Source organism: Rhizobium sp. Leaf262 (assembly GCF_001422245.1).
Lineage (GTDB): Bacteria > Pseudomonadota > Alphaproteobacteria > Rhizobiales > Rhizobiaceae > Agrobacterium.
Genome location: NZ_LMMM01000001.1, coordinates 320,274 through 346,481, shown reverse-complemented (window position 1 = coordinate 346,481; position 26,208 = coordinate 320,274). Strand labels below are relative to the sequence as shown.

The window sequence follows — 26,208 nt, the reverse complement described above, 5'->3', positions numbered from 1 at the left end:
GTCGAGCCGGTTTTCTAGGCTAGCTATAGAACGAGATGCCCACAAAATAGGCCCGACTGGTCAACCAGCGTTTGGAAAGCCGGCCCACGAGCCCGCTTCCAGTAGGGTACTTTATTCAACCTTGCGTATTTTAAAGTGCCAGACCAGATCGATGCACTTCCAGCAGTTCTTCGTAGCTGGATACATTGCTAGCAAGAACCGGCTGCCCCTCGAACAGATTTTCGCCTTCAAGCGAAAATGGCATGAAGCGGCCGCCGGCTTCTTTTACGAGGCAGAATCCTGCCATGCAGTCCCAGGCGCGCATGTGAGGCTCGTAATAGCCGACGAGACGACCGGCTGCTACGTAGGCGAGCATGAGGGCGCCGGAGCCATTGCGGATGAAGTTGCCGCCTCGGGCCATAACGTCGCTGACAATGCGACCGACTCGTTCAGGCGTGACATAGTTGTTGCAACCGATGCCGGTCAGGGCGTTTTGCAGGTTTCTTGCAGGATCGAGCGCCAGACGTTTGCCGTTCAAGGTTGCACCGAGGCCCGAGGCAGAGGCATATGTTTCCTCGGAGCAAGGAACCTTGATGACGCCGATGACCGGGAGCCCGTTCTTCACCACAGCAATCGATACGCACCAGCTTGGCATGCCATTGACGAAAGGAGCGGTGCCATCGATAGGGTCCACGACCCAGGTGTATCCGGATGAGCCGCCCTTATAGCCGTGTTCCTCTCCCAGAAACCCATCTCCGGTAAAGGCCTCCCCGACGCGCTCCCGCAGCATGGTCTCGACATTGCGGTCAGCGATGGACACGACATCCTGTAGGTCCCTTTTCGTCTCGATCACGAGGCTGTCACGCTTGTTGAAGTAATCGAGCGCCATCGCTCCAGCCTCTTCGGCGAGCGCTTTTGCCAGTGCGAAGCGCTGTTCGAGGCCGTCATTCTGTCCTGTCATTTCCGGTTTCCTTGATTTCCAGACGCATAGATCAGGCGTCAATGAGTGCTATTCCACGGTTTTTGAAACTGAGTGTGACGTCACTGGCTTCACTCGCGGTTCGGTTCATTTCATGATCCACGATGAAAAGCGTGCCGACCTCTGTTTCGACTTCGTATTCGATGTGCCCCCCGAGATAGGCGGTGTGCAGCACGCGGCCCGGCATTCCGCCCTCCCCTGGCCCGCCTAATCTGATCGAGCCCGGCCTCACGGCGAGTTTCGCGGCACCGGAACGCGGCTGTCGGCTCGGGATGCGGTGCTCGGTGGTACCTATGCGCACGATCGCTTCGTCACCCAGTTGGGAAACGACTTCGCAGGGCACGACATTCGCTTCTCCCATGAAATCCGCAATGAAGGACGACGCGGGGGCCTCGTAGAGTTCACGCGGCGCACCCGACTGGGCGATCTCGCCATCCTTCATGACGATGATGCGATCTGAGACCGCAAGCGCCTCATCCTGATCATGCGTCACATAAACCGCTGTAAATCCGATCCTCTGCTGGAGTTCGCGAATATCCGTGCGGACGCGGCGACGCAGCCTTGCATCCAGGTTGGACAGAGGTTCATCGAGGAGAAGAACCTGCGGCTCCAGAACAAGCGCGCGTGCTACGGCAACACGCTGCTGCTGACCGCCGGAAAGTTCTGCCGGAAGGCGATGGCCCATTCCGGCCAGACCCACGAGGCGCAATCCCTCTTCGGCCTTGCCTCTCGCCTCGTTCTTCTTCAGCCCGGATGATCGTAGCCCATAGGCGACGTTATCGAGCGCGCTCATATGAGGGAAAAGCGCGTAGGACTGAAACACCATGGATACATCGCGCTCATTGGCAGGCAGCATGGTAACATCCTTATCACCAATCAGGATGCGGCCGGAATTTGGATGCTCAAGACCTGCCAGCATGCGAAGCGTGGTGGTCTTGCCGCAGCCGGATGGCCCAAGCAGTGTTACCAGCGTGCCGGGCTCGATGGTCAGGGATAGATCGGGAATGGCCGTGAAAGCACCAAAGCTTTTGCGGACATTCTGGAAGACGACGGAACCGGGTTTGACGGTAATCATGCGACTTTCTCCTGAGAATGAGAAATGGAATTGACTTTATCGAGACCGGCGACGCGATTTTCGCGGCGCAGCCGTCTTTCACCGACCACCAGCTGGAAGCCCCCAATCACCGTAATCATGACGACGATAAGCATCGAAGAATAGGCGATAGCCACACCGTATTCGCCGTTTTCAACGAGCCCGACGATGTAGGAGGTCGCCATGTTGTATTGAGCGCTGACGAGGAAGATGACGGCACTGATGGAGGTGATGGCTCTCACGAAGGAGTAGACCAATGCCGCGCGGATTGCTGGACGCAGAAGAGGCAGTACCACAAGCCGGATGGTGCGGAAACTGTTGGCTCTCAGCGTCAGCGAGGCTTCGTCCAGGCTCTTGTCCAGCTGACTCATGGCAGCAATACCGCCGCGAACGCCAACCGGCATGTTTCTAAACACGAAGCAGGCGATCAGGATCAGGGCAGATCCGGTCATCTCAAGCGGCGGCAGGTTGAATGCCATGATGTAGCTGACACCGATGACCGTGCCGGGGATGGCGAAACTCATCATCAGCGCAAACTCGAACAGGTTCCGGCCGGCGAATTTCTGCCTGACGATGATGTAGGCCGTCAGCAGACCGACTGCGGCAGTCAGCGGCGCAGAAATCAAGGCGATTTCCATCGTCGTCCAGAAGGAATTCCAGGCAACGCCTGTCCAGGCGATGGAGCCGTTGCTGATGCTGACGGAGAAGGCGCGGACATAGTGATCGATAGTCAGTGTATTATCCAGCCCCCACGTCCTGACGAAACCGCCAACGAGGATCATGCCGTAGACGACGATGGTGAAGATCATCCACGGCACGACCAGAGCGTGGACGGCAATGGATATGGATTTTGGCAGTGCTATGTGCGCGCCGCTGTCACCCTTGCCCGTCACCGTCGCAAAATTCTTTCCGGCGAGCCAGAAACGCTGTGCGAGGAAGGCCGAGAGCGTGAAGCAGAGCAGCACAATGGCGAGAACGGCTGCCCGCGAAGGATCGTTCTGGGAGCCGACGACCGCAAAGAATATCTCGGTGGAGAGAACGCCGTGGCTGCCGCCGAGTACCAGCGGATTGCCGAAATCCGCCATGCTTTCGATGAAGCCGATGAGAAATGCATTGGCGAGGCCTGGCTTCATCAGCGGAAGCGAAACGCGCCAGAAGGTGCGCCAGCGATCGGCACGCAGGGTTTGCGAAGCCTCTTCCATTGATGGGCTGACGCCTTCGACCACGCCGATGAGGACGAGGAAAGATATGGGTGTGAAGGACAGGACCTGAGCGATCCAGATGCCGGTCAGACCATAAAGCCACCTGCCCGGCTCCACGCCGAATACGCTCGACATGAATTCGGTGACGACACCGGCCCGACCGAAGAGCAGCGTAAGCGCGAGACCGATCACGAATGGCGGCGTGATGATCGGCAGGATCGTCAGCACCCGCAAACCCTTCTTGAACGGAAAGCGCGTGCGTGTGGCAACAAGGGCGAAGGCCAAACCGAGGATGGTCGAACCGGCCGCCGTCATGATCGCCAGGAAGAGAGTTCGCCAGGCCACACCACATCGTCCAGCGCCGATGACGCAATCGAGGCTCCAAATGCCGGGATCGCGCATGTTTCGAATAAAGCCATCGGGATTAAATGAGCCGTCGAAATCCTGAACGGCCCCCACCATCATGCTGCCGATGGGGTAGAAGACGAAGACGAAGACGAGGAAAATCAGGAGCGAGATTGAGGACGCGACAAAGGCATCACCCTTCATGAAGCCGCGCTCTGCCAGGCCGAAGGAGATGAACATGACGAAGACAAAAGCCATCGTTACGGCACCGGCGCCCATGGAAGGTTGACCATCGGACAGGGCGCCGAAGAGATTTTCGCTCAACATCCATGTCCAGCCTGAAAAACCGACTGCCAGACCCTGGAGCACAAGGAAGGCGAGGCCCAGACTGCCCGCTGCCACAAGCAGCTTGCCCCGTTGACCGGGATCGTGCAGTCCACGCGCGGCAGCGCCTGCGATGAAAAACAGCAGGACGCCGAAAAGCCAGAGGCGACCTTCGGAAAAAATCTGAAGAATGCCCGGCGCGACCTGTGACGCCAGAGGGAACTCCGACAGCCAGCCAAGGCCAAAAAAGCCGCTTTCGATGCGATACCAGGGCACGAGCACCAGAGCCGCGACGCCCAAGACCAGAACAATATCCAGCCGGCGATTGCCATGGGTCATGGTCAACCTCACAAATTCGAGTGTGTCAGAAAAGGGCTGCCATCAGTCTCGACGGCGACAGCAGCCCAGGAACGCGATCAGTTGGCGACTGCGCCGACTTCCTTGTCCCAACGCTCCAACAGAGCCTTGCGCTTTTCAGGCTCGCCATAGGTCTTGAAGTCGTAATTGATCAGCTTGATATCCTCGAAGCGCGGAGCTTCCTTGGGAATTTCAGCCGTCTTGTTGGATGGAAGCTGGAAAGACTTGGCGTCCTTCATGCGAGATTGGACATCCGGCTGAAGCGCCCAATCATACCAAATCTTGGCGTTTTCCATGTTGCGCGCGCCCTTGACGATGGACATGGAGCCGATCTCGTAGCCCGTGCCTTCGCATGGCGCTATCGATTTGACCGGGAAGCCCTCTGCCGTCTGCGCGACCGCATCATGCATGAAGACAATGCCGAGCGCCGTCTCGCCGCGAGCAGCCGCTTTAACGGGTGCTGAGCCAGACTTGGTATATTGCGAGATATTGGCGTTCAGCTTTTTCAGATAGTCGAAGGCCTGATCTTCACCCATGATCTGCACCAGAGAGGCGAGCGCGGTATAGGCCGTGCCCGAGGAATTGGGGTTGGCGATCTGGATTTCGCCTTTCAGTTCCGGTGCCAGCAAATCCGCCCAGCACTTCGGCTCCTTGTACCCCTTCTTCTTGAAAATGTCGGTGTTGTAGCCCCAGCCCAGCGCACCGGCATACACGCCAACGGTCTTGTAACCGGCGCTTTCCGCCTGGTTCTTTGCCCAATCCTGCAACTGGTCAAGCATCTTGGACTTGTATTCGAGCGTCAGATTTTCAGATGCTGCCTGAAGATGGGGATCGCCTGTGCCTGCCCACCAGATGTCGGTCTTGGGATTGCGCGCTTCCGCGCGGATTTTGGCGTATGCCTCTCCGGAAGACATGCGAACCATGTTGACCTTGATATCGTGGCTCTTCTCGAAATCACCTTTCATCTGCTCGCAGATGACCACATCCGCCGCGCAGATGAGATTGAGATCGCCTGCGGCATGCGCCGAAACGCCAGTCAGTGTGGTACCGGCAAAAAGCAGGCTGGATAGAATAGTCAGTCGCATCGTTTCCTCCATTATTTGCGTCTGAATGCAGTCTCCGGACATGGCTTCGCCGTCGGCAGTTGAAGGCTGCCGCGCCTCTGTCCGATTCAACACTTGCTGTTACTGGCTGGGCGGATGAATCTCCGTATCGAACCGCTGCAGCAGCCGACTTCGCTCTTCCGGTGTGCCGAAGGTGGCGAAATCGTAATCGACCATCTTGATCAGAGAGAGGTCCGGCGCTCCCGCCGGTAGCTTCGCCCTGACATTGGACGGCACCTGATTTTGTCCCGCCGCGGCTCCCGTCGCCTGGCCTTCCGGGCTCAGCGCGAAATCCACGAAACGACGGGCTTCGTCACGGTTTTTTGTGCCTCGAACAATACTTACCGCCCCGATTTCGTAACCTGTTCCTTCACACGGCGCGACGATGACGAGCGGTGCTCCCGCTTCCTTCTGCGTTACGGCATCGTGCATGAAAGAAATGCCGATAACGGTCTCACCTTTTGCCGCGGCTTTTACGGGGGCCGATCCGGCTGACGTATAATCTGATACATTGCGGTCGAGCGCCTTCATGTAGCTGAAGGCTTCTTCCTCTCCGAAGAGCTGCACGAGCGTCGCCAGCATCGTGAAGGCAGTGCCGGAAGAATTTGGATTACCGGTCATGATCCTGGCCTGAAAGCTTTCGCCGATCAGATCTTTCCAGCAACTCGGAACGGGAAGCCCTTCCTTCTTCAGCAGATCGCCATTGTAGGCGAAACCGAGCGCACCGGCATAAATGCCAGCCGATTGCCCACCCGACATGGTGAAGAAGTTCTGCGCCCACGGTAGCAGTTCCGATTCACGGTCCGAAGCGTAGGCCTCCAGAAGCTTTTCGGATGCAGCCTGCAAATGCGTGTCACCGGTGCCGCCCCACCAAACGTCAACTGTCGGCGCATCCTTCTCTCGCCTGATCTGATCGAGAATTTCGCCAGTACTTTTGCGAACCATTGTGGTTTGAGCGCCGCTTTTGGCCTCATACGCTTTCTGCATGGCCGCGCACCAAGCCTCATCAGCGGCACAGACGATGTTCAAACTCTGAGCCGACAATGCCGGTACCGCGCCGCAGGTCCACAGGCCTATGCCGACACTCAAAGCAACGAGCGATACTTTCACTTGATCCTCCCCTTGGAACCTCCCCGTTCCAATCTTGACGTCAAGCATGACAGAAGCGTCAATTTGCGCAATCCGCAGAATGGTTACCGATCTTTCAACGATAGCTGCGCCGAGCAAATAACTGTTACGAATGTTACAAATATAACATGGCCGATCACCATCAACCTTTTGAATATTTCTCTTCTCTTGCCTATGATCTCAGGTGGGAGGACTACACAGTGCAAAATCAAAGGATCGGAATCCTGATCGTCGAAGACGACCCGGACATGGCAGAGCTGATTGCGGATCTTGTCGAAGCCGAGGGATGGTCTCCGCTCGTCGTCCATTCAGCGGAAGCCGCCTCTGCAATGCTTGAGCGCGAGGATTTCCACATCGTTCTACTTGATCATAATCTTCCGGGGATTTCCGGCAGGACATTCGCACAACGTATCCGAACCGAAAGAGGGCTAAATGTCGGCATCGTCATGGTGACAGCGGCAGGAAGTGCTACCGAGCGGGTTTTGGGTCTCGAAACTGCAGCAGATGACTATGTGGTCAAACCCTTCGAACCCATAGAATTGACGGCCAGGATAAAGGCCGTCCTTCGACGCATCGCTCCGTCTTTGAAAGTAGAGAGAGAGCCGGAGCGGGAAGCAGACGCCAGTTCCCTCATGCTTGGAGATTGGGCAGTCGATCTTTCTGCGCGTCGCGCGATTTGCCTCTCCGACCGAAGCAAAACGCTGACAAGCGCCGAATTCGCACTTCTGGAGGTTCTGGCTGAAACTCCGAACAGTCCCGTGAGCCGCTCGCACATCCTCGACCGTCTTGGCTCCGAGAGCGACCGCTTCATCGATCGCAATGTCGATGTGCTCGTGCTACGCCTGCGTCGCAAAATCGAAAGAAATCCCGATCTTCCCCAGCACATCAAGACACGACGAGGCAAGGGCTATGTACTGCATACCGAAGCAGTAGAGCCGCAATCGTGATCAATCGCCTCTTCCTTCAGTCAATCGCCTTTCGGCTGCCCTTCGCCATCGTCTTCATCTGCTCCTCGGTCTTCATCCTGTCAACGGTCGCCATCTACGGTTTGCAGAAAGCGAAAACCGAGATGGCAACCTATAGCCTACAAGCCTTCTCGAGCCTCGCAAGAGCATCACTCGTTTCGCGACAGGTTGCCGATCTGGTTTCCAGCGCGCCGCTCCTCATGAACGCGACATCGCCTTACCGAGTATCCAGTGAAAGCCGGGCTGTCGTCGCTCAGGTGGACAGCCTTCTGGAGACAATCACGCAGTCAAAAAATGCTGAGAAGCCAGGCTCGTTGCCAAATGATGATGTTGTCGATTTGCTACAAACAATACGTCGACAAACTCTCTCACTCGCCGCAGATGCCGACGCCGCCCAACGGCATAAGGCCGAGACAGCCGCCGCCCTTGGCGAAATAGCCACGAACAAAAATGTACGGGATGCATTGGCCCGCCAACGCCTTGATGCCTTGGTTCAGGCAGCCGCGAACGCAGCGAGCCTCTTCCAGCTGGGCGAACTACAACGACGGTATATATCCGAAACCGACGTTTCCAGTGGTTCCGTCAGCTTCGCCCGTGAGGTGGGGCTCCCGTCGCCTTATACACGTGTTTTCGAGGCACAAACGCAGTATCTGCTGGAAATGTTCGCAATTCAGACAGCGGTCCTGAAGCTTCACTCTGTTTCTCGCGACTTGTCTCATGCTACCGAAACACAAAGCGAGGCCGTAGCGAAGCGCTTAAACGAAGGTCTTGAAACAGCTTCAGCAGCTTTGACCCGACTTGTTGTAATGGTCGCTGTCGCGCTCGTGATTGTTGTCATCCTCTCTGCTTTGTCAATCCGCTCTGTGATGCGCGTGTCGAACGGCATAACGACACTTTCCGGCGGAATGAACGCACTTGCGAATGGCGACCAGAATATCAGCTTACACTCATACAAGGGATCAGAAACAGAGCTCATCAGGCTTTCAAATGCCTTTCAAGCTTTCAAGGAAAGTGTCGATCGCGTTTCTCGTCTCAGACGTACGGCTGAAGCAGCTGCGCGCACTATCCGCTCAACATTTCGGACGATGAACGAGGGCATAGCTCTCTTCGATGCCTCCGGTCGCCCGATCACAATGAATAGGCGTATCATAGAGCTTGTCGGTCGTCGTGGAGGCTCCTCTCGAAAGCTGCCGCTGCGCAGCTTCATCAATACGATACCTGAGATCGATCCGACGCTGCTTCCTCACGCTGACAATCCCGGCTGCCTCGATAATCGGATAACCCTTCGTCACCGCACCATCGATAACGACGTGACTGAGATCGCTATCTCCCGCCAACCGGATGGCGGCATCGTTCTCTTGGCGCGTGATGTCACAGCCCTTGATCGCCAGGAGGCGGAGGCAGCAAAAGCGCAACGGCTAGACGGCATCATGCGCATGACCCATCAACTTAGCCACGAAGTGGGCAACATGATTGGCATCATCACGGGTAGCCTGGGACTTCTGGAACGTGAAACAGGCTTCACAGACCGCCAACAACGCAACATCAACCGTATCCGCAAGGCAGCCGACCGTGGTCGCCAACTGGCAAGCAGTATGCTCTCGGTAGGAAGCCAACAGCCGATTCATTTAGCAAGCATTGATGTGGAAGTTTTATTGAAGGGAATGGTGGATGTGCTTGAAATCGCAATCGGGCCTCGCAACAGGATCCACCTGCAGATAGAAGACAATCTTCCAAGAATAGCTCTCGACGCTGCCCTATTAGAACAATCTATTCTCAACTTATGTCTGAACTCTGCCGCTGCCATGCCAGACGGTGGGACCATCACCATCTCTGCTAACCTTTCAAGCAATGACCTCGATATTGTTGTGCATGATACCGGACTGGGCATGGACCAAGATTCAATCGATAAGGCCTTTGAACCCTACTTCACAACACGAGCTCACCAAGGCGGAACGGGTCTTGGGCTGGCCTTGGTTTATGGCTTCCTACGCCAAAGTGGCGGTGATGCACAGATCAGCTCCGAGCCGAACCGAGGTACTCGCGTATCTCTAAGTTTTCCACTTTAAGGACGCTTACGCAATTAGTCATTCAACCCCATGAGACACAACACAACTCATCGCTTTTCTTTCGCAAAAACGCGACCAGCCCGGCAATGTGATCTTCCTAGCAAACGTTGGCCACCAAATGCCCAAACGTTTAACCGAGCGATGTACAAGGTTAATTCGAGGGCTGTGTGTCGCGATGTCGAGAATATTATGCGCGCCGCGGGTATCTTCTGTTGGCGACCACGCGTTCCAGCCACGTGCGCTCTCTGCTTGCGCAGGAGTCGGCTGTCACTCAGCCCTCGTTGTTCCGATCATGAGGCGCAGGTCGTCGACAGCTTGGTACCCGGCATCACGTGATCTGGTATTGGGCAGACATAAGGCTCGTCTCCCATGGCAACGTCCCATTCCGCCTTTGCATTGACCAACAGGCTTGGGGAGGTTGCCAAATCCAGACCAGTCGAGGCCAAAGCCTTTGCTGCGTGCACCATTGCTTTATGAGCGATAGGGCTTCTCCCCTGTGCTACCACCTGCCAAGTATGAGGGTTCGTTCCGATTGCCCAAGCTGGAGCCCAGCATTGCGCCGTAGGTGTTACGCGGCTGACGTCGCCGACGTCGGTAGAGCCTGCGCGGAAGTGGGAATGGCCTTCAAAGGCGCGTAGACCCATGTGTAAAGGTGTAGATCCATCTATCTTTTCGTTGGAGAATACATCGTCTTTGATTTGATAGAGTTTAATGCTGCTTCTGATAGCTTCCTGCGTAAATGTCGCCTGGATTTTACGGGCAAAATCAATGTCTGCCTCATCGAACGGCACCGGCCCGATCGCCACCAGATTTTCGTGAATGGCGTTTTCAAGCGTGAGGTTTGGCAGGAGGTTCGTGGCTGCGGTGTCGAACACGATCTCGACCTCCGTACCGGTCATCATCGCGGCGCCGCGAGCGACCTGATCCACGCGCTCGGCCAGTGCCAGAGCCTGGGACATTTCGGGCGCGCGAACGAGATAAAGCACCTCTGCTTTGGCCTGGACCACGTTAGCGGCACGTCCACCCGCATCGGTGATGGCGTAATGCACGCGGCAATCCTGCGGCATGTGTTCCCTAAGGAAATTGACGCCGACATTCATCAGTTCGACGGCATCGAGAGCAGAGCGTCCGAGATGGGCCGCATTGGCGGCGTGCGCCGCAGTACCTTTGAACCGGTAGTAATATTCGAGCACCGCAAGGTTGTTTGTTGACCTGACGCCATTGAATGGCGCCGGGTGCCAGGTGAGTGCAGCGTCTACATCATCGAATGCACCTGCCCGCACCATAAAGGTTTTACCGGAGCCACCCTCTTCTCCGGGGCAACCGTAATATCTGATAGTGCCCGGCAGACCGTTCGCCTCCAGATGTTTTGCCAGCGAAACTGCTGCCAGTAGAGAGCCCGCCCCCAGAAGATTATGGCCGCAGCCGTGACCGCTGGCACCGGGTTCACCTTCCCGTTGCTCATCTATGTCGGCAAGCTGACTCATGCCTGCGAGTGCATCATATTCGCCAAGGAATGCGATGACAGGTTTGCCACTTCCGTATTGGCCGACGAACGCGGTTTCCATCCCCGCAATGCCTTCCTCAACGGAGAACCCATACTGCTTCAACGCCCAAACAAGGAGTTCAGCGGATTTGAATTCGTCATACTTCAATTCCGCCAGATCCCAGATTTGATCACTTAGGGATGTGAATTCAGGAGATAGACAGTCGATTGATTGAGTCAGTGATTTCAGGGCTGATTGATCTGGCATGCTGTTCCTCAAGACAACGCGAAACCTGCACCGCGCATCGACGATGGCAGAGGCTTCTTTGGCGTATGAACGGCACCGCATGTATGCGGTGCCTAACGACTGGATTATTGACCGACCGACACTTCCCAGAGCCGAGCATTGGACTGCCAGACGGGCTGGCCTTCAAGGGACTTGGTTGCGCCCCACACGTCGATCATGTCGTAGAGGAATATCCCCGGCATGTCCTGCAGCATGAGCTCGTGAAACTGATCGAAAATCGCCTGACGCTTCTGTTGATCGATTTCCGCATAGGCGGCTTTCATCAGCTCTATTGCCTTGGGATTATCCCACATGAGCGAGGCGTTCTTGTCCTTGTCGCCAACATAGAAGCTATACATCAAAGCAGGATCAAGACGTGGCGCAACGGATTGCGAGATGATCTGGTAGTTGCCGGAGCGGCGGCGATCTACCTGCGTCGCGTAGTCCAGAACCTCGATCTGCACATTCAGACCGATCTGCTGCAACATCGCCTGCGCGATGACGGCTGCCGGGAAGCTGGGAACATTACCGCGTTTGTTGGCGATGATATTGATCTGCTCACCCTTATAGCCGGACGCTTCGAGCTCTTTTTTCGCAGCATCCAGATCGTAAGGAAGACGCTTTTTCTGGGTCTCGCTGAAGTAAATCGAATCCGACGCCACCATGGAGCCGTTGGTCTTTCCTGTACCGTTGGAAGCCGCAGCGACAAGTTCATCCATATCGAGCGCCATCGCAATTGCACGACGGACGCCTGTTTTGCTCATCACGGGGTCGCGGGTCTGGATGTAGAAGAGATTCTTGCCGTTGTTCTGCGAAACAATGACCTTTGCTTTTTCGCTCGTCTCGAACTCGGGAATGAGGTCAGGAGAGATTTCGGCCGTATCGAGGACGCCTGATTGCAGACCGGCCTTTACAGTCGATGCGTCTGGGATCACCATGAACTTGATGCCATCCACCAGCGGTCGTTTCGAACCGACCATGCCGTCCGGCTTGCCGTCATTTTCCGGAGACTGGTAATCATCAAACTTGGAAAGGTGGATGTATTCTCCCTTTTTCCACTCATCCCATTTGAACGGACCGGTGCCGATAGGCTTGTCGAACGCCCCGTCGGCCTTGAGCGAGTCCTTTGAAATCATGCCTGTGTAGCCGCATTCCGGTCGTGCCATCAGACCCAGGAAAACCGCTGACGGCTTATCGAGCGACATCGTGACTGTCTGAGCATCGACCGCCTTGATGCCCGTAACCTTCACGGTGCCGCCGTCGAAATCTTTGATGCAGGTCCATTTTGTGGCCGGGTCCATGTAACGGTTCCAGTTCCACACCACGTCATCGGCAGTCAGTGGCTTGCCGTCGTGGAACTTGACGTTCTGGCGCAGCTTGAAGGTGTAGGTCAGGCCATCGGTGGACGTTTCGACGCTTTCCGCCAGCAGAGGCTTTACCTCCCCGTTATTGGCATAACCAACGAGCCCTTCAACGATATGGAGAATGACGCCGTCGGTATTGCCGTCCCGGTTGACGCCGGGAATATTGCTTCGCAAATCCGAACTTTGCGCAATGACGATATCGCGTGCCTGCGTCACGCCCGAAAGCGCCATCAGCATGGTTCCGGCAAGAAGTAAGCTTTTCATGTTCTACCCTCTGTTATTGTTGATTTTAATGCTCTGCGTTCAGCCTCGAAAATCGTCCCAGCAAACGCGCGAAAGGCGGCCGATCGTTTCTAGTGACATGGTGTAACCCGGTGTTCCATCTGGCATTTCCTGTGGCACTTGGTCGGTGAAAGCCGTGATGATGTAGAGCGGTTCACCATTGCTGTAGACGATGCCCGCATTCATCCGCCCCCGCTTTCCCGTCCCTCCCTTATGGGCGACGACCGTGCCGAACGGCAGGCGCGAGGGGATAGCGTATCGCAGAATCTGATTTTTCAGCGTCTGCAAGGCATAGGCGCTCAACGCTTGAGAAACACCCAGCCGCTTGGAAGCCTCCTCAGAACCCTGAGCATCAAGTATCGACTGAAGCAGAAACATCTGATCGCGCGCCGTTGTCGTCGTGACGGACTTCAGAGAGTGATCCGGAGAAAGAGCAAGCGGCGGAATCAGAAAGCGGTGATGCGTGCCTTCCATTCCGATTGCCTTGCAGTAGCTGTCCACCTCCTCCAGCGTCAGGCGCTCGAAGACCATCTTGGTGCAGACATTGTCGGAAAGAACCATCATGCCGGTGATGGCGTCGCGAAGGGAAATCACGATCCCCGGCGTCAGGTAGCGGAACATTCCGCTCGCGACTTCCTCGGCAAAACGCGCCTCGTAGACAATCTGTTCATCGAGATCGAGCCTGCCTTCATTCACCGCCTTCAATGCCGCCATCATGATCGATGTCTTGCGCGTACTTGCAGAGGGCGTTTCCTCATCCGCGCCACGGTCGAAAATTTCGCCATTGCGCAGGTTCTTGATGCTGAAACGCGTGACGAATGTCTGCGCATCGCAAATTGCGTTCAGCCTCTCGGCGGTTGATCCGACGTTGCCGGATGTCATGGGTGCTGTATTCATCGTCACGCCTCCAAGCGCCATTTGAGTTTCACGCCGCCGGTCTCGTTGAGATCGAGCGCGGGAATTGCCGAGAGAAGACGCCGCGTGTAGGCCTCCTTCGGCGTGTCGAAGATCGTATTGCGGTCACCTTCCTCGATGATCCTGCCGTCCTGCATGACGATGACGCGATCTGCGACCTGTTCGACAACGCCGAGATCGTGGCTGATGAACAGGCAGGAAAAGCCATATCGTTTCTGCAAATCGGAGAAGAGCGAGAGCACCTGCGCCCGGACAGTCACGTCCAGCGCCGAAACAGGCTCGTCGGCAATGAGGAAGCGCGGTCTGCGCGCGATTGCTCTCGCAATCGCCACTCTCTGTCGCTGGCCACCCGAAAGCTCATGCGGATAGCGAAGAGCGAAATCGGCGCTGAGACCAACTTCCTCCAACGTTTCGTAAGCGCGCTTCATCTTGGCAACCCGGTCTATTCCGGGAACGAGACGCAGCGCCTCCTCGACAAGAGCTAGGATCGTCATGCGAGGATCGAGCGAGGCATAGGGGTCCTGAAAAACCATCTGGCAATTCAGGCGATAGTCCCGCCAGTCCTGATCACGCGTGCGGCCCTGAAAAAGAACCTCACCCTCCGTTTCCTTCACCAGCCCGGCAATCGTCCGTCCCAAGGTCGTCTTGCCGGAGCCCGAACCACCGACCAGAGCCACAACTTCGCCTTCGTGAATGTCAATCGAGACGCCGTGCAGTGCGCGTTTCGGCTCGCCCTTCTTGAGCAACGACTTCCGCCCCGGATAATCCACGACGATGTTGCGGGCCGAGATCATCGGTGCTGATGTCGTATCGATGGGGCGGACTTCACCACGTACGGGCAAGGATGACAGAAGCTTTCGCGTATAAGGATGCTGCGGTCGTTCCAATATCTGCTCTGTCGTGCCAGCCTCAACGATGGAGCCCTTTTCCATCACGACGAGTCGATCGGTGTAACGCGCGACCATCGGCAGATCATGGCTGATCAAAAGGACGGCTGTGCCTTCTGCCGTCGTCAACTCCACCATCAGCTCCATGACGTCTCGCTGAATGACGGCGTCCAGCGCCGTCGTCGGCTCGTCGGCAATCAGCAATGCCGGTTTCAAAAGCATGACGGATGCCAGCATGATGCGCTGGCGCATGCCGCCGGAGAATTCATGTGGATAGGACGTCAGCGCCCTCTCTGGATCACGAATACCGACCCGCTGCAGCATGGAGAGAATCTTTTCGCGTCTTGTCGAAGCTTGATCCTGGGTGTGCAGCGACAGCCCCTCCTCCAGCTGCCGTCCAATGGTCATGGAGGGGTTGAGCGAGGTCATGGGCTCTTGAAAGACCAGTCCAATCTCCGCACCGCGCAGCGTGCGCAGGTCCTTTTCGCTGATGGCGGTGATGTCACGGCCCTTGAATATGACAGTACCTGCCGTCCTGCGGATGACGGGCGGCAACAGAGAGACAATTGCTCTCGTCGCAAGCGATTTGCCCGAGCCGCTTTCGCCGACGATGCCGAAGATTTCGCCCGGCGCGACATCGAAGCTGACATCCTTCACCACGCCGACATCGCGACGGACGATTTCCAGCGAAAGATTGCGGACGCTGAGAAGCTTTCCTTCAGTCATTTCAAACCTCTCATGCGTGGGTCGAGTTTGTCGCGCAGAGCATCTCCGAGAAGGTTGATGCCGAGCAATGTTAGGGCGATGCAGAGGCCGGGAAATAGTCCGAGCCAGACGGCCTGCTCTATGAAGGGGCGCCCCGCGGCCAGCATGTTGCCCCATGTCGGTGCCGGAGGCGGCACACCGAGACCGAGGAAACTCAATGCGCTTTCAGAAAGAATGGCCCAGCCGAACATCGAGGTTGCAAGTACGGTAATGGGGGCGAGGCAATTCGGCAGGATGTGCCTGAACATCGTGAAGATTTCGCCATTGCCCATCACGCGGGACGCTTCAACGAATTCGCGCTCCCGCAATGAAAGCACAGCTCCTCGAACAACGCGCGCCATGGATGGGGTGTAGGCGATGCCAAGAGCGAAGATGATGCCGTACTGGTTTGCGCCGAACACCGCGAGAAGTCCGAGCGCCAGCAGGATGCCGGGGAACGCCAGCAGCGCATTGTTCACCGCCATGATCAGACCATCGATCCAGCCGCGGGCATATCCGCTGATCAGACCGATCAAGGTGCCTGCGATAACCGCAAAGCCAACCGTGAGGCAGCCAATCCAGACACTGGCCCGCGCGCCGACCATGAGGCGGCTGAGGACATCGCGTCCGAATTCGTCGGTGCCGAGAAGATGGAGTGAGTCGGGACCAGCCAATCTTGCCGTGAAGCTTAGCTTCATGGGATCGAAAGGCGTCCAAAACAGGCTCAGGCCTGCGACAGTAAGGAGAACAGCGATGAGAACGCCGCCGATCAGGCCGTTGAGAGAAACGTGTTTCATTCGGCCACCACGCGCGGATCGAAGAGTGGATAAAGAAGATCGACAACCAGGTTGACGACCACATAGGACATGGCGACGAAGAGAAGGCAGCCCTGAATGACAGGATAATCGCGCTGGAAGATGCTATCGACCATCAGGCGGCCAAGGCCCGGAATGGTGAAGACGGTTTCGATGACGGCGATGCCGCCGAGCAGATTTCCAAGAATCAGGCCGATCATCGTCCATGTCGGACCGAAGGCGTTCTTGAAGGCGTGTTTCCAGAGAACCGCCTGCTCCGAAAGTCCTTTGGCGCGGGCGTGGGTAATGTAGTCCAGCCGCAGGACCTCCAGTGTGGAGGCACGCGCCATACGGATCAGAACACCGGCCTCATGAATGACGAGCGTCATGATGGGCAGGACCAGATACAGCAGGCCTGACACGAAGTTATCGGATAGGGATACATATCCCAGCACCGGCAGCCAGCCGAGTTTCAGCCCGAAGAACAGAAGCAAAAGCAATCCGAGCCAGAAGGTCGGGATGGACAGCAGAACAGTGGCAGTGCCGATCAATACAAGGTCGGTCGCGCTGTTTTGGCGCCAAGCTGCGATCACACCGGCAGGCACCGCGATAAGGCTCGCAAGAATGACTGCTACCACGACGATCTCAGCCGAAACCATGAAGCGCGAAACAACAAGCGGAAGCACCGGTTCCTTGTTGACGATGGACTGGCCGAAATCGCCGCTCAGCACGTTGCCTGCCCAGACGAAAAACTGCTGGGGCAGCGACGTATCGAGGCCAAGTTCTGTGCGCATCTCGGCAATCTGATCCGGTGTCGCCATGTCTCCCAGCATCAAAGCTGCCGGGTCACCTGGGATGAATCGAATGAGTGCGAAGACTGTGATCGCGACGATCACCAATGTCGGGATCGCCATCAGCAATCGATGGAATATGAATCTTATCATCGGTTCCCCTGAACACGATTGTTGGGACCGGATCTGCAAAGTCACCGGCTGTTATGATTAAAACTATGACGGATCAAAAAAATGAGCGCAATATTATGCATTATCTTCATAGCCTAATGCATAATTTGCAGACGGCGCCTACCAGTCAAAACTGGCGAGCGGCAGCGCGCCTCGGTCAGTTGGATTGATACTGTTGTGATATTCCAATCTGGCGCTTCAGCGCGTTCATCAAGGCTTTTGCCGCCAATGAAGCAGACGTTCCGGAAGGTGTGGCTAACGCAAATTCCTGCGTCGTGACCGGAACGAACGGCCGCTGCACGATGGGAAGGTGCTGGTAGAGATTGGCGAAAAAACTGCTCAATATTGCGACACCCAAACCATGGGCCACATAGGAGCACGCCGAACTATTGGTGTGAGTTTCGATCTTGACGTTCTGCTTTACAGCTTCGCGGGTAAATGTCTGATCGAGCAGCATTCTCGTCGGCCTCTGGCGACCGATCAGAATGAGCGGCACACCACGCAAATCTCGGGCACTGATTTCTTTCATAGACGCCAGTTCGTGATCTTCCGGCAAAACGCACACGCTGGTTCCCGTCGCCACGATTTCCATGTCGATACCAGGCAAGGCAGGATGTTCGTTGCGCAAAAAGCCGAAGTCGATGACTTTTTGCTCAACGAGACGCGCAATGTTGGACGTCGTTTCGAAAAAGGTTTCTATCCGAACGGAAGGATAATCACGCACAAAATCCGTCATCATCGCGGGCGCAAAATTCTCCCACATACTGCTTGGTAGCCCCACCCTTACCAACTCTGGGCCTTTTGCACCGCTTCGGAGATCTTCAGCCAGTCCTGAGAACCTGTTCAATCCAAGCAGGATGGTTTCGGCATCTCGGGCCAGAATGCTGGCCTCAGGCGTTGGAATAAGCCTGCCCTTATCCCGGTCGAAAAGCCTTAGTTCCAAATCCGTTTCCAGTTGCTGAAGCAGACGGCTTACCCCAGACTGGCTAAGCCCCATGCTTTTCGCGGTGGCAATGGTCGAGCCTGTCGCGAGCAGTGTTTTCAGAACTTCCAACTGCCTGAAATTGATCATGCCTTCGCCACTCCGTTTCACGCCGATACGAAACGGCTTACGCCCATTCCCGGATATAGTTCAAGAACGGCACAGCCATTTTCGGAAGTGAAGAGAGTTCGGAACTGACAATGGCGTAATCGACGGAGATGGTCGGTTCAAGCGGGACGAATGCCAAAGGCAAGGCCTGATATTCAAGCGCCAGCAATTCGCTGACAATAGCGATGCCAAGCCCCTCTGCGGCGAGTGCGCAGCCGCAACCGACAGAATGCGCTTCGATTGCCGGACAGCGGCGAAGACCGGCGCGATAGAAGATCGCTTCCAGTTCGTGACGAACCGCCCGCTCCCGGTTGAGAAGAATGAGATTCTCGGTCTTCAACTGTTCAACGTCGATCTTCGAATTCCTGGCAAGCGGATGGCTCTTGTGAAGGACGCAGATATTGCGCGTCGGCATGACATGCTCCTCGCGAAGCCCCGGCGTCGGCGAAGGCAAGCGCGTAAAACCAAGATCAACCGCCCCTTCAGCGACCATCCGCTCAATAGCAAGGTAGTTCCCGGAGGCAATTTCTATTCTGACAGCGCCAGTTTCGGCCAAAAACCGTTTAATCAAACGCGGCACCAACGTTGTGGAGAGGCTTGCGGGAAACGCTACTCTCAAAGGAATTTCCGTTGACCGTCCTTCCTCCAGTTCCTGCGCCGTAATCTTCAAGGCCGTCAGCTTATCCGCAATAGCGCGGATTTCCGGTCCCAGCTTCAGTCCTTCTCGTGTCATGGAGAGCCGGTTCTTATCCCTGTCGAACAGCCGTACACCGAGATAAACCTCCAACTGATGCAGAAGTCGGCTGGTGTTTGATTGGGAGATGCCAAGATCAATGGCAGCGGCAATGGTCGAGCCTGTGGCAGCAATCGCGTCGAAGGCCTGAATGTGCTTGATACTGATCTGGACGTCGCCCGACTTTTTCATTCTCTTCCCCCGGATAACATCACCCGTCATTTGCATAAGATTGCGCCGATAAACCTGTCCGTTCATCAATGCCGCTCCCTCCGAAATTTGCAAGGAAGCGCTTGGATGACAACCGTTCTCGAAAAAATTGCCCGACAGCTCGTTGCAAGGACATCGTTTCCTGCCGTCGCGACAGGGCGGGCGGAAGACGCGATTGTGGATACGATAGGCTGTATGATTGCGGGCATGAATGACGCTGCCCCGCGGTCCGTTTCCGCAGCTTTCCGCGACGAGATCAAACAGGATGGAACATCGCTGGTTTTTACTGGAGGCCGCGCTTCACGCTCCATCGCCGCCCTGATCAACGGTACCGCCGCTCACTGCCTGGACTTTGATGACAATTTCCATCCAGCACGTGCACACGCATCAGCCGTCCTCGTGCCAGCACTTTTGTCGGTCGCAACAAGCAGCAACGAGTTTTCTGGCATCATGCTTGTGAGAGCCTACCTTGCCGGGCTGGAGGCACAGGCATCGGTCGGCTTTGGCGTCATACCCTCGCACTATAACAGGGGATGGCACGGCACCTCGACAATAGGCTGCATTGGGGCCGCCGCAGGTGTTTCAGTGCTTCTAGGGCTTAATGAGGCTGAGGTAGCAAACGCAATGAGCCTCGCCACCAGTATGGCCTCGGGCCTGAAAGGGCAATTTGGCACCGGCGCGAAACCGTTTCACGCAGGCATAGCGGCCCGAAACGCTGTCGAGGCAGCGTTGCTCGCTCAGTCAGGTTTTAGCGGCAGGCTAGACATTCTCGAACGTCCACAGGGGTTCCTCGATCTCTTCGGGGGTGAGCAGGCGACGGGTTGGGCGGACTTTTCATGGGACGAAAAGCACATCATCGAAACCCGCGGCCTGGTCACGAAACTCCACCCATGCTGCGCATCCACCCATAGAGCCATCGACGCTGCTCTCGACCTCCAAAACGAGCATGGATTTTCGATTGAAGACATCGAACGGATCGACACGAAAGTTGGTCGGTCTGCCGTCGACAACCTTGCTTACCCTGATCCTTCTGATGAGATGCAGGCCAGATTTTCTATGCAATACTGCTTGGCGGTCGCACTATCAAATGGTGGATTATCGCTTCGTGACTTCACTCCACAAGCTGCCACGCGACCCGAACTTCGCGTCCACATGGCAAAGATAAATATGACGTCATACAGCGCCGAGGAAGAACGTGGCGTCGAGCGTTTGCCCCACAAGGTCAGTATCTCTCTGAAAGACGGACGCAGGCTCTCGATTGAACGCCTCCACGCCAACGGCGCTATAATGGTTCCCCTGACGGACAATCAAAAGCGAGCAAAAATCATGGATTGTCTTCGATGGGCAGGGCTCCAGGACTTGGAACTCTCCTACACGAATTTAAAAAGCATTTTCTCAGAGACCAGCGTCAACGCGGCAACTAACGTCATTCTCGCACGTCAAAGTAATCTCTAATTATCTGCTGCCTCTCATTACTGACTACTCTTTCATCCAATATAGTTTTCTTGAGAGCAACAATGATGACGAGTGCCTCCGGCCACACGTCATCCGTAAATTATGTCCCTGCCGAGGCAATAGCCACCCGAACGGCCAGAAAACCGACCGCTTGGCGGTGTTTGGCAAGCCACCCTATTGGGATCCGAAGGCGCCCGATTCACTGTACGGCATTTCTTGCCGGGCTGTCCGACGATGGCGTTCTGCCGGCAGCGGCTCTGGCCGAACTGCATGGTGTTTCGACGAGCTATCTCCTGAAGCATCTTCAGGCGCTCTCCGGCGCGGGGATCGTGGCGACGACGCCGGGACCGAAAGGTGGCTACCGTCTGGCCAAGGCGACAAAGGAGATCAGCCTGCTCGATATCGTTCTTGCGGTCGAAGGACCAGCGCCTGCGTTCCGCTGCGCGGAAATCCGCCAGCGAGGACCGAATCCTCTGCCAGGGCGGTATTTTACCAAGCCCTGCCAGATCAACGCCGCGATGCTGAAAGCCGAAAAAGCCTATCGCGCAGAACTCGCCAAGGTGTCCATCGCGGACCTTCTGGCGGACCTCGGCGCAGACGACGATGGCGGCATCGCTGCCCGCGGATGTGCTTTCATCGAACTCCACGAACGCAAGACGAGCAATCGCACCTCATGATAGGAGAAGCAAACAATGGGCAGGTTAAAGAAGATCGTCGTTATTGGCGGCACGGGCCTGATTGGCTCGAAGGCAGTTAAGCTGCTGCGGGAGGCCGGTCACGAGGCGATCGTCGCAAGCTCCCGGAACGGCATCAACGCCTATACCGGACAAGGACTGCCTGAAGCCCTCTCGAACGCGGACGCCGTCATCGACGTGTCAAACATGATGTCGTTCGACAAGGATGTCATCACAGACTTCTTTGCGATATCGAGCCGCAACCTGACAACGGTCGAGCAATCCGCGGGCGTCCCCCACCACGTCGCCCTCTCGATCGTCAACGCCGACAGCCTCGCCACCAATCCATATATGGCAGGCAAGCTTGCCCAGGAAGCGGCGGTCGTCGCATCGGGACAGGCCTACACCATCGTCCGGGCAACGCAGTTCCACGAGTTTATGGAGACATTGGCAAGCGTGTACTCCGCAGGCGACACCGTCAAGGTGCCGGATATCGATTTTCAACCGATAGCAGCCGCGGACGTTGCCGCAGCCCTCGTCGAAGTCGCGTTGGGCCAGCCGAAAAATGGTACCGTTGATCTTGCTGGTCCCGAACGCGAATCATTCGAATCCTTCATACGGGCGTATCTCGACGCAGAAGGCGACGCCCGCCCAACCAGTGCTGACGCAACCGTCGACTATTTCGGTGCCCCGGTCGTCACCAGTACGCTTGTGCCCGCAGGAGACTACATCAAAGGCCGAATAAGATTTGGCGATTGGCTACGGTCCTGAGGTGGTTATGACCACGCAGCCGGGATGCGATGTTTGATCCCGGCTACGTATTTCGCCTATCTATCAGGGCCTCAATTTTCACTGAGACCACGCGCGTTTCAGATAGAGCGATCGTCCACTTTACCAATCCACGGGACTGGGTTGTCGATAACGATACGTCCGCGAATATCGCCAGCGTTTGCGGCGATCACCAGCTCATATTGACCTTCATCCGAACGGAAGACTTTCGCGTCCACATCGAAGAAGCTGAGATCGCGTTGTGTCACCTTCAGCGTCGCGGTCGCGGTTTCGCCCGCTGCCAGTTCGAGCTTGGCAAAAGCCCGCAGCTCTTTTTCCGGTCTGGAGATGGAAGAACCTAGTGCACGGACGTAAAGCTGCACGACATCAGAGCCCTTGCGCGCACCTGTATTTGTCACATCCACCGTGACGGTAACACCGTCTTCGGTCATGACGCTGGATGAAACCTTGGCCTCGCCCCAAGAAAATTGCGTGTAGCCCAGACCGAAACCGAAGGGGAAAAGCGGCTCCACGCCGTGGGTATCGTGGTGACGGTAACCGACGAAGACGCCCTCGTCATAACGCACATGCCCATCCTGACCGGGGTAGACGAGCGGATTGTCGGTGATCGCGGAATTGTCCGAAAGCGATTTCGGGAAAGTCTGCGGCAGGCGTCCGCCGGGTTCCGCATCGCCGAAGAGAACGTCGGCCACGGCGTTGCCGAGTTCCTGGCCCGGATACCACAATTGCAGAACGGCTTTGACCTTGCCCAGCCACGGCATTTCCACCGGCCCACCGGTTTGCAGCACGACGACAGTGTTGGCGTTGACGGCGGCAACCTTTTCGATCAGCTCTTCCTGACGACCGGGAAGGCGCATGTCCGGCAGATCAAGGCCCTCGGTGTCCCACTGGCCTTCACGACCGACAAAGAGAAGTGCGACATCGCAAGCTGCAGCCTTGGCAACGGCCTCTTCGATGGCGGCATCGCCCAGCGGCTTTTCGACGCCGAAGCGAATGGCCGTCAGGTGAATGCCGTCGGCAGTGGCAGCAGGGGAGCAATATTCGATGGTCACCGTGTAGCTGCGCCCGGCTTCCAGCTTCAGCGACTGCCGCTGTTCGCTGTTGGCGGTGCCGAAATAGTTGTCGCCGGGTGCCCATCCATCATAGCCGTTTACCACCAGTTCGCCATCCACATAGAGCTTGGCAAGGCCTGCATTGGTCATGCCGAAGACATGCTCGCCGCTATCGGACGGCACGTAGCGCGCGGTGATCCGGGCCGAGAAATCTGCTGGGTTGAGCTCTGCCGAGGGGAGGTCGAACCAGAAGAACTCGCCCTTGGTGGCGGTTTCGCTATGAACCGGCGTTCCTTCCAACTCTCTGCCCTTGAAGTAATCGACCTGCATATCGCTTGCGAAGACCTCGATCAGGCGGTTGTTGCTGCAGCCTGCGGCGTGGTGGACGCTATTGGCATTGGAAAGGGCAGCTTTGATGCCCTGAAGCGGGCTGACCGTGTAATGCGCTGCAATCTGGGCGCTGCCACCACCCATCACGCGGGCTTCGGCAGCATTGGGGCCGAGAACGGCGATGCTGTCGAGCGTGGTCTTGGCCAGCGGCAGAATGCCATCATTCTTCAGCAGCACGGCACCTTCGGCACCAATCTGGCGAATAAGCGCGCGGTCTTCGGGAAGATCGAGCGAGCTTTCGGTGAGATCAGGCGCGGTTTCGAATGCACCGACGCGCTCTAGAAGCGTCAGAATACGGCGCGCAGCCTCGCGCACCGTTTCCGCCTTGACCTCGCCCTTGTGCACGGCTTCAACCAGCTTCTCGCCACGGTCGCGGCTTGGGCCTGGCATTTCAAGGTCAAGACCGGCATTGACGGTTGGCGCGGTGGAATGCGAGCCAAACCAGTCGGACATGACGATGCCGTCAAAGCCCCATTCCTTGCGCAGCACCTGGGTCAGCAGCCATTCATGTTCGCTGGTATAGGTGCCGTTGAGGCGGTTATAGGATGACATGACGGCCATGACGCCCGCCTTCTTCACCGCTTGCTCGAAGGGAAGCAGATAGAGTTCGCGCAGGCTGCGCTCGTCGATATCCGAAGACATGGTCTGGCGTTCGATTTCGGATTCATTACCGACAAAATGCTTGATGGTCGCGGCCACCCCCTTGCTCTGCACGCCCTGAATATAGGCAACAGCGAGAGCCGCCGTCAGCAACGGGTCTTCGGAATAGCATTCGAAATTGCGGCCATTGAGGCCCGAGCGGTGAATGTTGACGGTTGGTGCCAGCAGAACGGACGCGCCCTTGCTTTTCGCCTGACCTGCCAATGCAACGCCCATGCGCTCCACGAGCCCCGGGTTCCAGGTAGCACCCAGTGCGATAGCCACGGGAAAGCAGGCTGCCTTGACGCCAGCGACCAGCGATCCGGCACCGCGCGCCCCATTGGGGCCATCCGTGACCTTGATCTTGGGAACGCCGAGACGCTCAACTGGCACTGTCGTCCAGAAATCGGCACCGGCAAGCAGCGAAACCTGCTCTTCAAGCGTCATTTGGTTCAGGATATTCTCGATCATACGAGCCTCCGATATTTTTCATGCGAGTGAAGAAGAGACGCGCCATCATGAACGGCGCGTCCTGACATGGTGTCAGCGAACCCCGCGCACGGGGGCGATGGCCAGCGCGCCGAGAAAGGCGCTGATGGCCGCAGCAGCATAAAGGACGCCATAATTCTGGCCTCCCGCATTGCCGATGGCGAGAAGAAAGGGTGCCACAGCCGGGGCAATGGATTGCGGCACGGCATTGGCGATGTTGAGAACGCCGAGATTTCTGGCCGCATGGGTTTCCCGATCAGGCAGGATATCCACGACAAGGGCCTGATCGACCGCCATATAGACGCCAAACCCGATAGAGGTGACCGCGATGCCGCTGTAGAACATCGTCAGGTCTTTTGCGAAAACGATGACCACGATCCCCAGCGCATAGGTCAGCGCCGCCACCAGCACGAAAGCCTTGCGGCGACCGATGCGGTCGGACATGGAGCCGGAAACGAAGGACGAACCGACAACGCAGATGGCGGTGATCAGTGTCGAAATAAACATGATGTCGCCGATATCGGCCTCGGCAATCTTCAAATGATCCATCAGGTAATAAACCTGATAGGACGTCAGCACGGCAAAGCCGAAGAAGACCAGAAAGCGGCTGAGCCAGGCATAGCCGAAGTCGGGATGCTTGACGGGGTTGACCCAGAAGCTGCCCAGCAGTTCAGCCAGTCCCGGTGCAGCCTGCTTCGGCGCGTCCGTCAAAGGGCAGTCTTCAATCACCAGAACGAAGACAAGAACCGAGATCAGACCGATGGCTGTTGGAATGAGAAACATCGCATTGCTGGCAGTTCCCGTCAGCGCCAGAATGCCGCTGCCGATCAAAAGCGCGATGTAGATCGACATGCCTGCAAGGGCGGAAACGAGACCGCGCTGATGTTCCGGCACCTGATCCGGCACGGTTGCCACAAGCGCTGCCAGCATGGCGTTGTAAGCGGTTTGGATAACGCACCAGGCAATGCCGATGACAATAAGACTGGATGTATAGGCCATCACCATCTGAGCAAGGCTGCCGACGACGACGCCAGCCACCAGCCAGGGTTTGCGCCGCCCGAAGCGGGAGCGCGTTCGGTCTGAAAGCTGACCGAAAATAGGGTTCGCCAGAAGAGCGAAAAGCGCGCCGAGCCCCAAAATGGTGCCAAGGCTTGCGCCCTTGCTCACCGGGTCGAGCGTGTTGACTCGAATGGCCAGCGTCATCGCAACCGGCGTCATCACCGCCGTGAAAAAGCCGACACTCGCAAGGCCGTAAGTGAGAATGAAGGGCAGGCCGACCGAGCGTTCATCGCCCGTTTTAGATGCCTGCGCACCGAGATTTGGGGTTGCAATACTCATTTTTGAAAACCTCCACCGCAATATACTTGATAACAACGTCGTCCTCCGCCGAACTTCGCATTAAACCTACCGACTACTCGGTAAT

At 56.7% G+C, this 26,208-nt stretch carries 20 protein-coding genes; 5 read left to right on the top strand and 15 right to left on the bottom strand.

The annotated features are described in order from the left end of the window. Positions 1-130: 130 nt before the first annotated feature. The 5 genes from ASF29_RS01575 to ASF29_RS01555 all read right to left on the bottom strand — a co-directional run bounded on the left by ASF29_RS01575 (position 131) and on the right by ASF29_RS01555 (position 6,492). Positions 131-940, bottom strand: a complete 810-nt coding sequence (locus tag ASF29_RS01575) for an inositol monophosphatase family protein (RefSeq protein ID WP_062447882.1) — start codon at positions 938-940, stop codon at positions 131-133. Positions 941-971: 31 nt separating this feature from the next. Next, positions 972-2,033, bottom strand: coding sequence for an ABC transporter ATP-binding protein (locus ASF29_RS01570; RefSeq protein ID WP_062447880.1), 1,062 nt, complete (start codon positions 2,031-2,033; stop codon positions 972-974). After that, on the bottom strand, positions 2,030-4,261 hold the full coding sequence (locus ASF29_RS01565; protein ID WP_062447878.1) for an iron ABC transporter permease: 2,232 nt from the start codon (positions 4,259-4,261) through the stop codon (positions 2,030-2,032). Before ASF29_RS01565 ends, ASF29_RS01570 begins: the two co-directional genes overlap by 4 nt. 77 nt (positions 4,262-4,338) lie before the next feature. Next, a complete protein-coding gene (locus ASF29_RS01560) occupies positions 4,339-5,364 on the bottom strand; it encodes an ABC transporter substrate-binding protein (protein ID WP_062448611.1) in 1,026 nt (341 codons plus the stop codon). 99 nt (positions 5,365-5,463) lie between these two features. Next, positions 5,464-6,492 (bottom strand): ABC transporter substrate-binding protein, encoded by a 1,029-nt coding sequence (locus ASF29_RS01555; protein WP_062447876.1) that lies wholly within the window; start codon positions 6,490-6,492, stop codon positions 5,464-5,466. Positions 6,493-6,710: 218 nt separating this feature from the next. Here ASF29_RS01555 and ASF29_RS01550 point away from each other — a divergent pair, with 218 nt between their 5' ends. Together ASF29_RS01550 and ASF29_RS01545 are read left to right on the top strand one after the other, a co-directional pair. Further along, complete coding sequence (locus tag ASF29_RS01550; protein ID WP_062448609.1) at positions 6,711-7,457, top strand: response regulator transcription factor; 747 nt, start codon at positions 6,711-6,713, stop codon at positions 7,455-7,457. Next, positions 7,454-9,544, top strand: coding sequence for an ATP-binding protein (locus ASF29_RS01545; RefSeq protein WP_062447875.1), 2,091 nt, complete (start codon positions 7,454-7,456; stop codon positions 9,542-9,544). The genes ASF29_RS01550 and ASF29_RS01545 overlap by 4 nt, the downstream gene beginning before the upstream one ends. A gap of 290 nt (positions 9,545-9,834) precedes the next feature. On the opposite strand, the gene ASF29_RS01540 is transcribed toward ASF29_RS01545, so the two are convergent. The 8 genes from ASF29_RS01540 to ASF29_RS01505 form a co-directional block, all read right to left on the bottom strand. Next, the gene (locus ASF29_RS01540; protein WP_062447872.1) at positions 9,835-11,298 is read right to left on the bottom strand and encodes a M20 family metallopeptidase; all 1,464 of its coding nucleotides are present in this window, start codon (positions 11,296-11,298) and stop codon (positions 9,835-9,837) included. Positions 11,299-11,402: 104 nt separating this feature from the next. Then, positions 11,403-12,944: an ABC transporter substrate-binding protein gene (locus ASF29_RS01535; protein WP_062447870.1), complete on the bottom strand. Its 1,542-nt coding sequence runs from the start codon at positions 12,942-12,944 to the stop codon at positions 11,403-11,405. Between the two features lie 39 nt (positions 12,945-12,983). Then, complete coding sequence (locus ASF29_RS01530; protein WP_062448607.1) at positions 12,984-13,844, bottom strand: serine hydrolase; 861 nt, start codon at positions 13,842-13,844, stop codon at positions 12,984-12,986. Positions 13,845-13,861: 17 nt separating this feature from the next. Further along, positions 13,862-15,490, bottom strand: coding sequence for an ABC transporter ATP-binding protein (locus ASF29_RS01525; protein WP_062447868.1), 1,629 nt, complete (start codon positions 15,488-15,490; stop codon positions 13,862-13,864). After that, the gene (locus tag ASF29_RS01520; RefSeq protein ID WP_062447865.1) at positions 15,487-16,305 is read right to left on the bottom strand and encodes an ABC transporter permease; all 819 of its coding nucleotides are present in this window, start codon (positions 16,303-16,305) and stop codon (positions 15,487-15,489) included. Before ASF29_RS01520 ends, ASF29_RS01525 begins: the two co-directional genes overlap by 4 nt. Continuing rightward, positions 16,302-17,246, bottom strand: a complete 945-nt coding sequence (locus tag ASF29_RS01515; protein ID WP_062447862.1) for an ABC transporter permease — start codon at positions 17,244-17,246, stop codon at positions 16,302-16,304. Before ASF29_RS01515 ends, ASF29_RS01520 begins: the two co-directional genes overlap by 4 nt. Before the next feature lie 175 nt (positions 17,247-17,421). After that, a complete protein-coding gene (locus ASF29_RS01510; protein WP_062448605.1) occupies positions 17,422-18,333 on the bottom strand; it encodes a LysR family transcriptional regulator in 912 nt (303 codons plus the stop codon). Positions 18,334-18,373: 40 nt separating this feature from the next. Next, positions 18,374-19,279 (bottom strand): LysR family transcriptional regulator, encoded by a 906-nt coding sequence (locus ASF29_RS01505; RefSeq protein ID WP_062447861.1) that lies wholly within the window; start codon positions 19,277-19,279, stop codon positions 18,374-18,376. A gap of 105 nt (positions 19,280-19,384) precedes the next feature. On the opposite strand from ASF29_RS01505, the gene ASF29_RS01500 reads away from it, so the two are divergent. The 3 genes from ASF29_RS01500 to ASF29_RS01490 all read left to right on the top strand — a co-directional run bounded on the left by ASF29_RS01500 (position 19,385) and on the right by ASF29_RS01490 (position 22,197). Beyond that, on the top strand, positions 19,385-20,752 hold the full coding sequence (locus ASF29_RS01500; protein ID WP_062447858.1) for an MmgE/PrpD family protein: 1,368 nt from the start codon (positions 19,385-19,387) through the stop codon (positions 20,750-20,752). Positions 20,753-20,913: 161 nt separating this feature from the next. Next, on the top strand, positions 20,914-21,429 hold the full coding sequence (locus ASF29_RS01495) for an Rrf2 family transcriptional regulator (protein ID WP_244473460.1): 516 nt from the start codon (positions 20,914-20,916) through the stop codon (positions 21,427-21,429). Between the two features lie 15 nt (positions 21,430-21,444). Beyond that, the gene (locus ASF29_RS01490) at positions 21,445-22,197 is read left to right on the top strand and encodes an SDR family oxidoreductase (RefSeq protein WP_062447856.1); all 753 of its coding nucleotides are present in this window, start codon (positions 21,445-21,447) and stop codon (positions 22,195-22,197) included. A gap of 98 nt (positions 22,198-22,295) precedes the next feature. Here ASF29_RS01490 and ASF29_RS01485 read toward each other — a convergent pair whose 3' ends face one another. Beyond that, complete coding sequence (locus ASF29_RS01485) at positions 22,296-24,767, bottom strand: glycoside hydrolase family 3 C-terminal domain-containing protein (RefSeq protein WP_062447853.1); 2,472 nt, start codon at positions 24,765-24,767, stop codon at positions 22,296-22,298. 72 nt (positions 24,768-24,839) lie between these two features. Continuing rightward, positions 24,840-26,123 carry an MFS transporter gene (locus ASF29_RS01480; protein ID WP_062447851.1) on the bottom strand — a complete coding sequence of 428 codons (1,284 nt, stop codon included), beginning with the start codon at positions 26,121-26,123 and terminating at the stop codon, positions 24,840-24,842. Between the last annotated feature and the right edge of the window lie 85 nt (positions 26,124-26,208).

What these genes read in the sequence shown, in the direction of transcription:
- ASF29_RS01520 (WP_062447865.1), bottom strand. Translation starts at nt 16,305, where the DNA reads ATGAAACACGTTTCTCTCAACGGCCTGATCGGCGGCGTTCTCATCGCT.
- ASF29_RS01560 (WP_062448611.1), bottom strand. Translation starts at nt 5,364, where the DNA reads ATGCGACTGACTATTCTATCCAGCCTGCTTTTTGCCGGTACCACACTG.
- ASF29_RS01535 (WP_062447870.1), bottom strand. Translation starts at nt 12,944, where the DNA reads ATGAAAAGCTTACTTCTTGCCGGAACCATGCTGATGGCGCTTTCGGGC.
- ASF29_RS01505 (WP_062447861.1), bottom strand. Translation starts at nt 19,279, where the DNA reads ATGAAAAAGTCGGGCGACGTCCAGATCAGTATCAAGCACATTCAGGCC.
- ASF29_RS01565 (WP_062447878.1), bottom strand. Translation starts at nt 4,261, where the DNA reads ATGACCCATGGCAATCGCCGGCTGGATATTGTTCTGGTCTTGGGCGTC.
- ASF29_RS01480 (WP_062447851.1), bottom strand. Translation starts at nt 26,123, where the DNA reads ATGAGTATTGCAACCCCAAATCTCGGTGCGCAGGCATCTAAAACGGGC.
- ASF29_RS01525 (WP_062447868.1), bottom strand. Translation starts at nt 15,490, where the DNA reads ATGACTGAAGGAAAGCTTCTCAGCGTCCGCAATCTTTCGCTGGAAATC.
- ASF29_RS01570 (WP_062447880.1), bottom strand. Translation starts at nt 2,033, where the DNA reads ATGATTACCGTCAAACCCGGTTCCGTCGTCTTCCAGAATGTCCGCAAA.
- ASF29_RS01490 (WP_062447856.1), top strand. Translation starts at nt 21,445, where the DNA reads ATGGGCAGGTTAAAGAAGATCGTCGTTATTGGCGGCACGGGCCTGATT.
- ASF29_RS01575 (WP_062447882.1), bottom strand. Translation starts at nt 940, where the DNA reads ATGACAGGACAGAATGACGGCCTCGAACAGCGCTTCGCACTGGCAAAA.
- ASF29_RS01540 (WP_062447872.1), bottom strand. Translation starts at nt 11,298, where the DNA reads ATGCCAGATCAATCAGCCCTGAAATCACTGACTCAATCAATCGACTGT.
- ASF29_RS01500 (WP_062447858.1), top strand. Translation starts at nt 19,385, where the DNA reads ATGACAACCGTTCTCGAAAAAATTGCCCGACAGCTCGTTGCAAGGACA.
- ASF29_RS01530 (WP_062448607.1), bottom strand. Translation starts at nt 13,844, where the DNA reads ATGACATCCGGCAACGTCGGATCAACCGCCGAGAGGCTGAACGCAATT.
- ASF29_RS01515 (WP_062447862.1), bottom strand. Translation starts at nt 17,246, where the DNA reads ATGATAAGATTCATATTCCATCGATTGCTGATGGCGATCCCGACATTG.
- ASF29_RS01485 (WP_062447853.1), bottom strand. Translation starts at nt 24,767, where the DNA reads ATGATCGAGAATATCCTGAACCAAATGACGCTTGAAGAGCAGGTTTCG.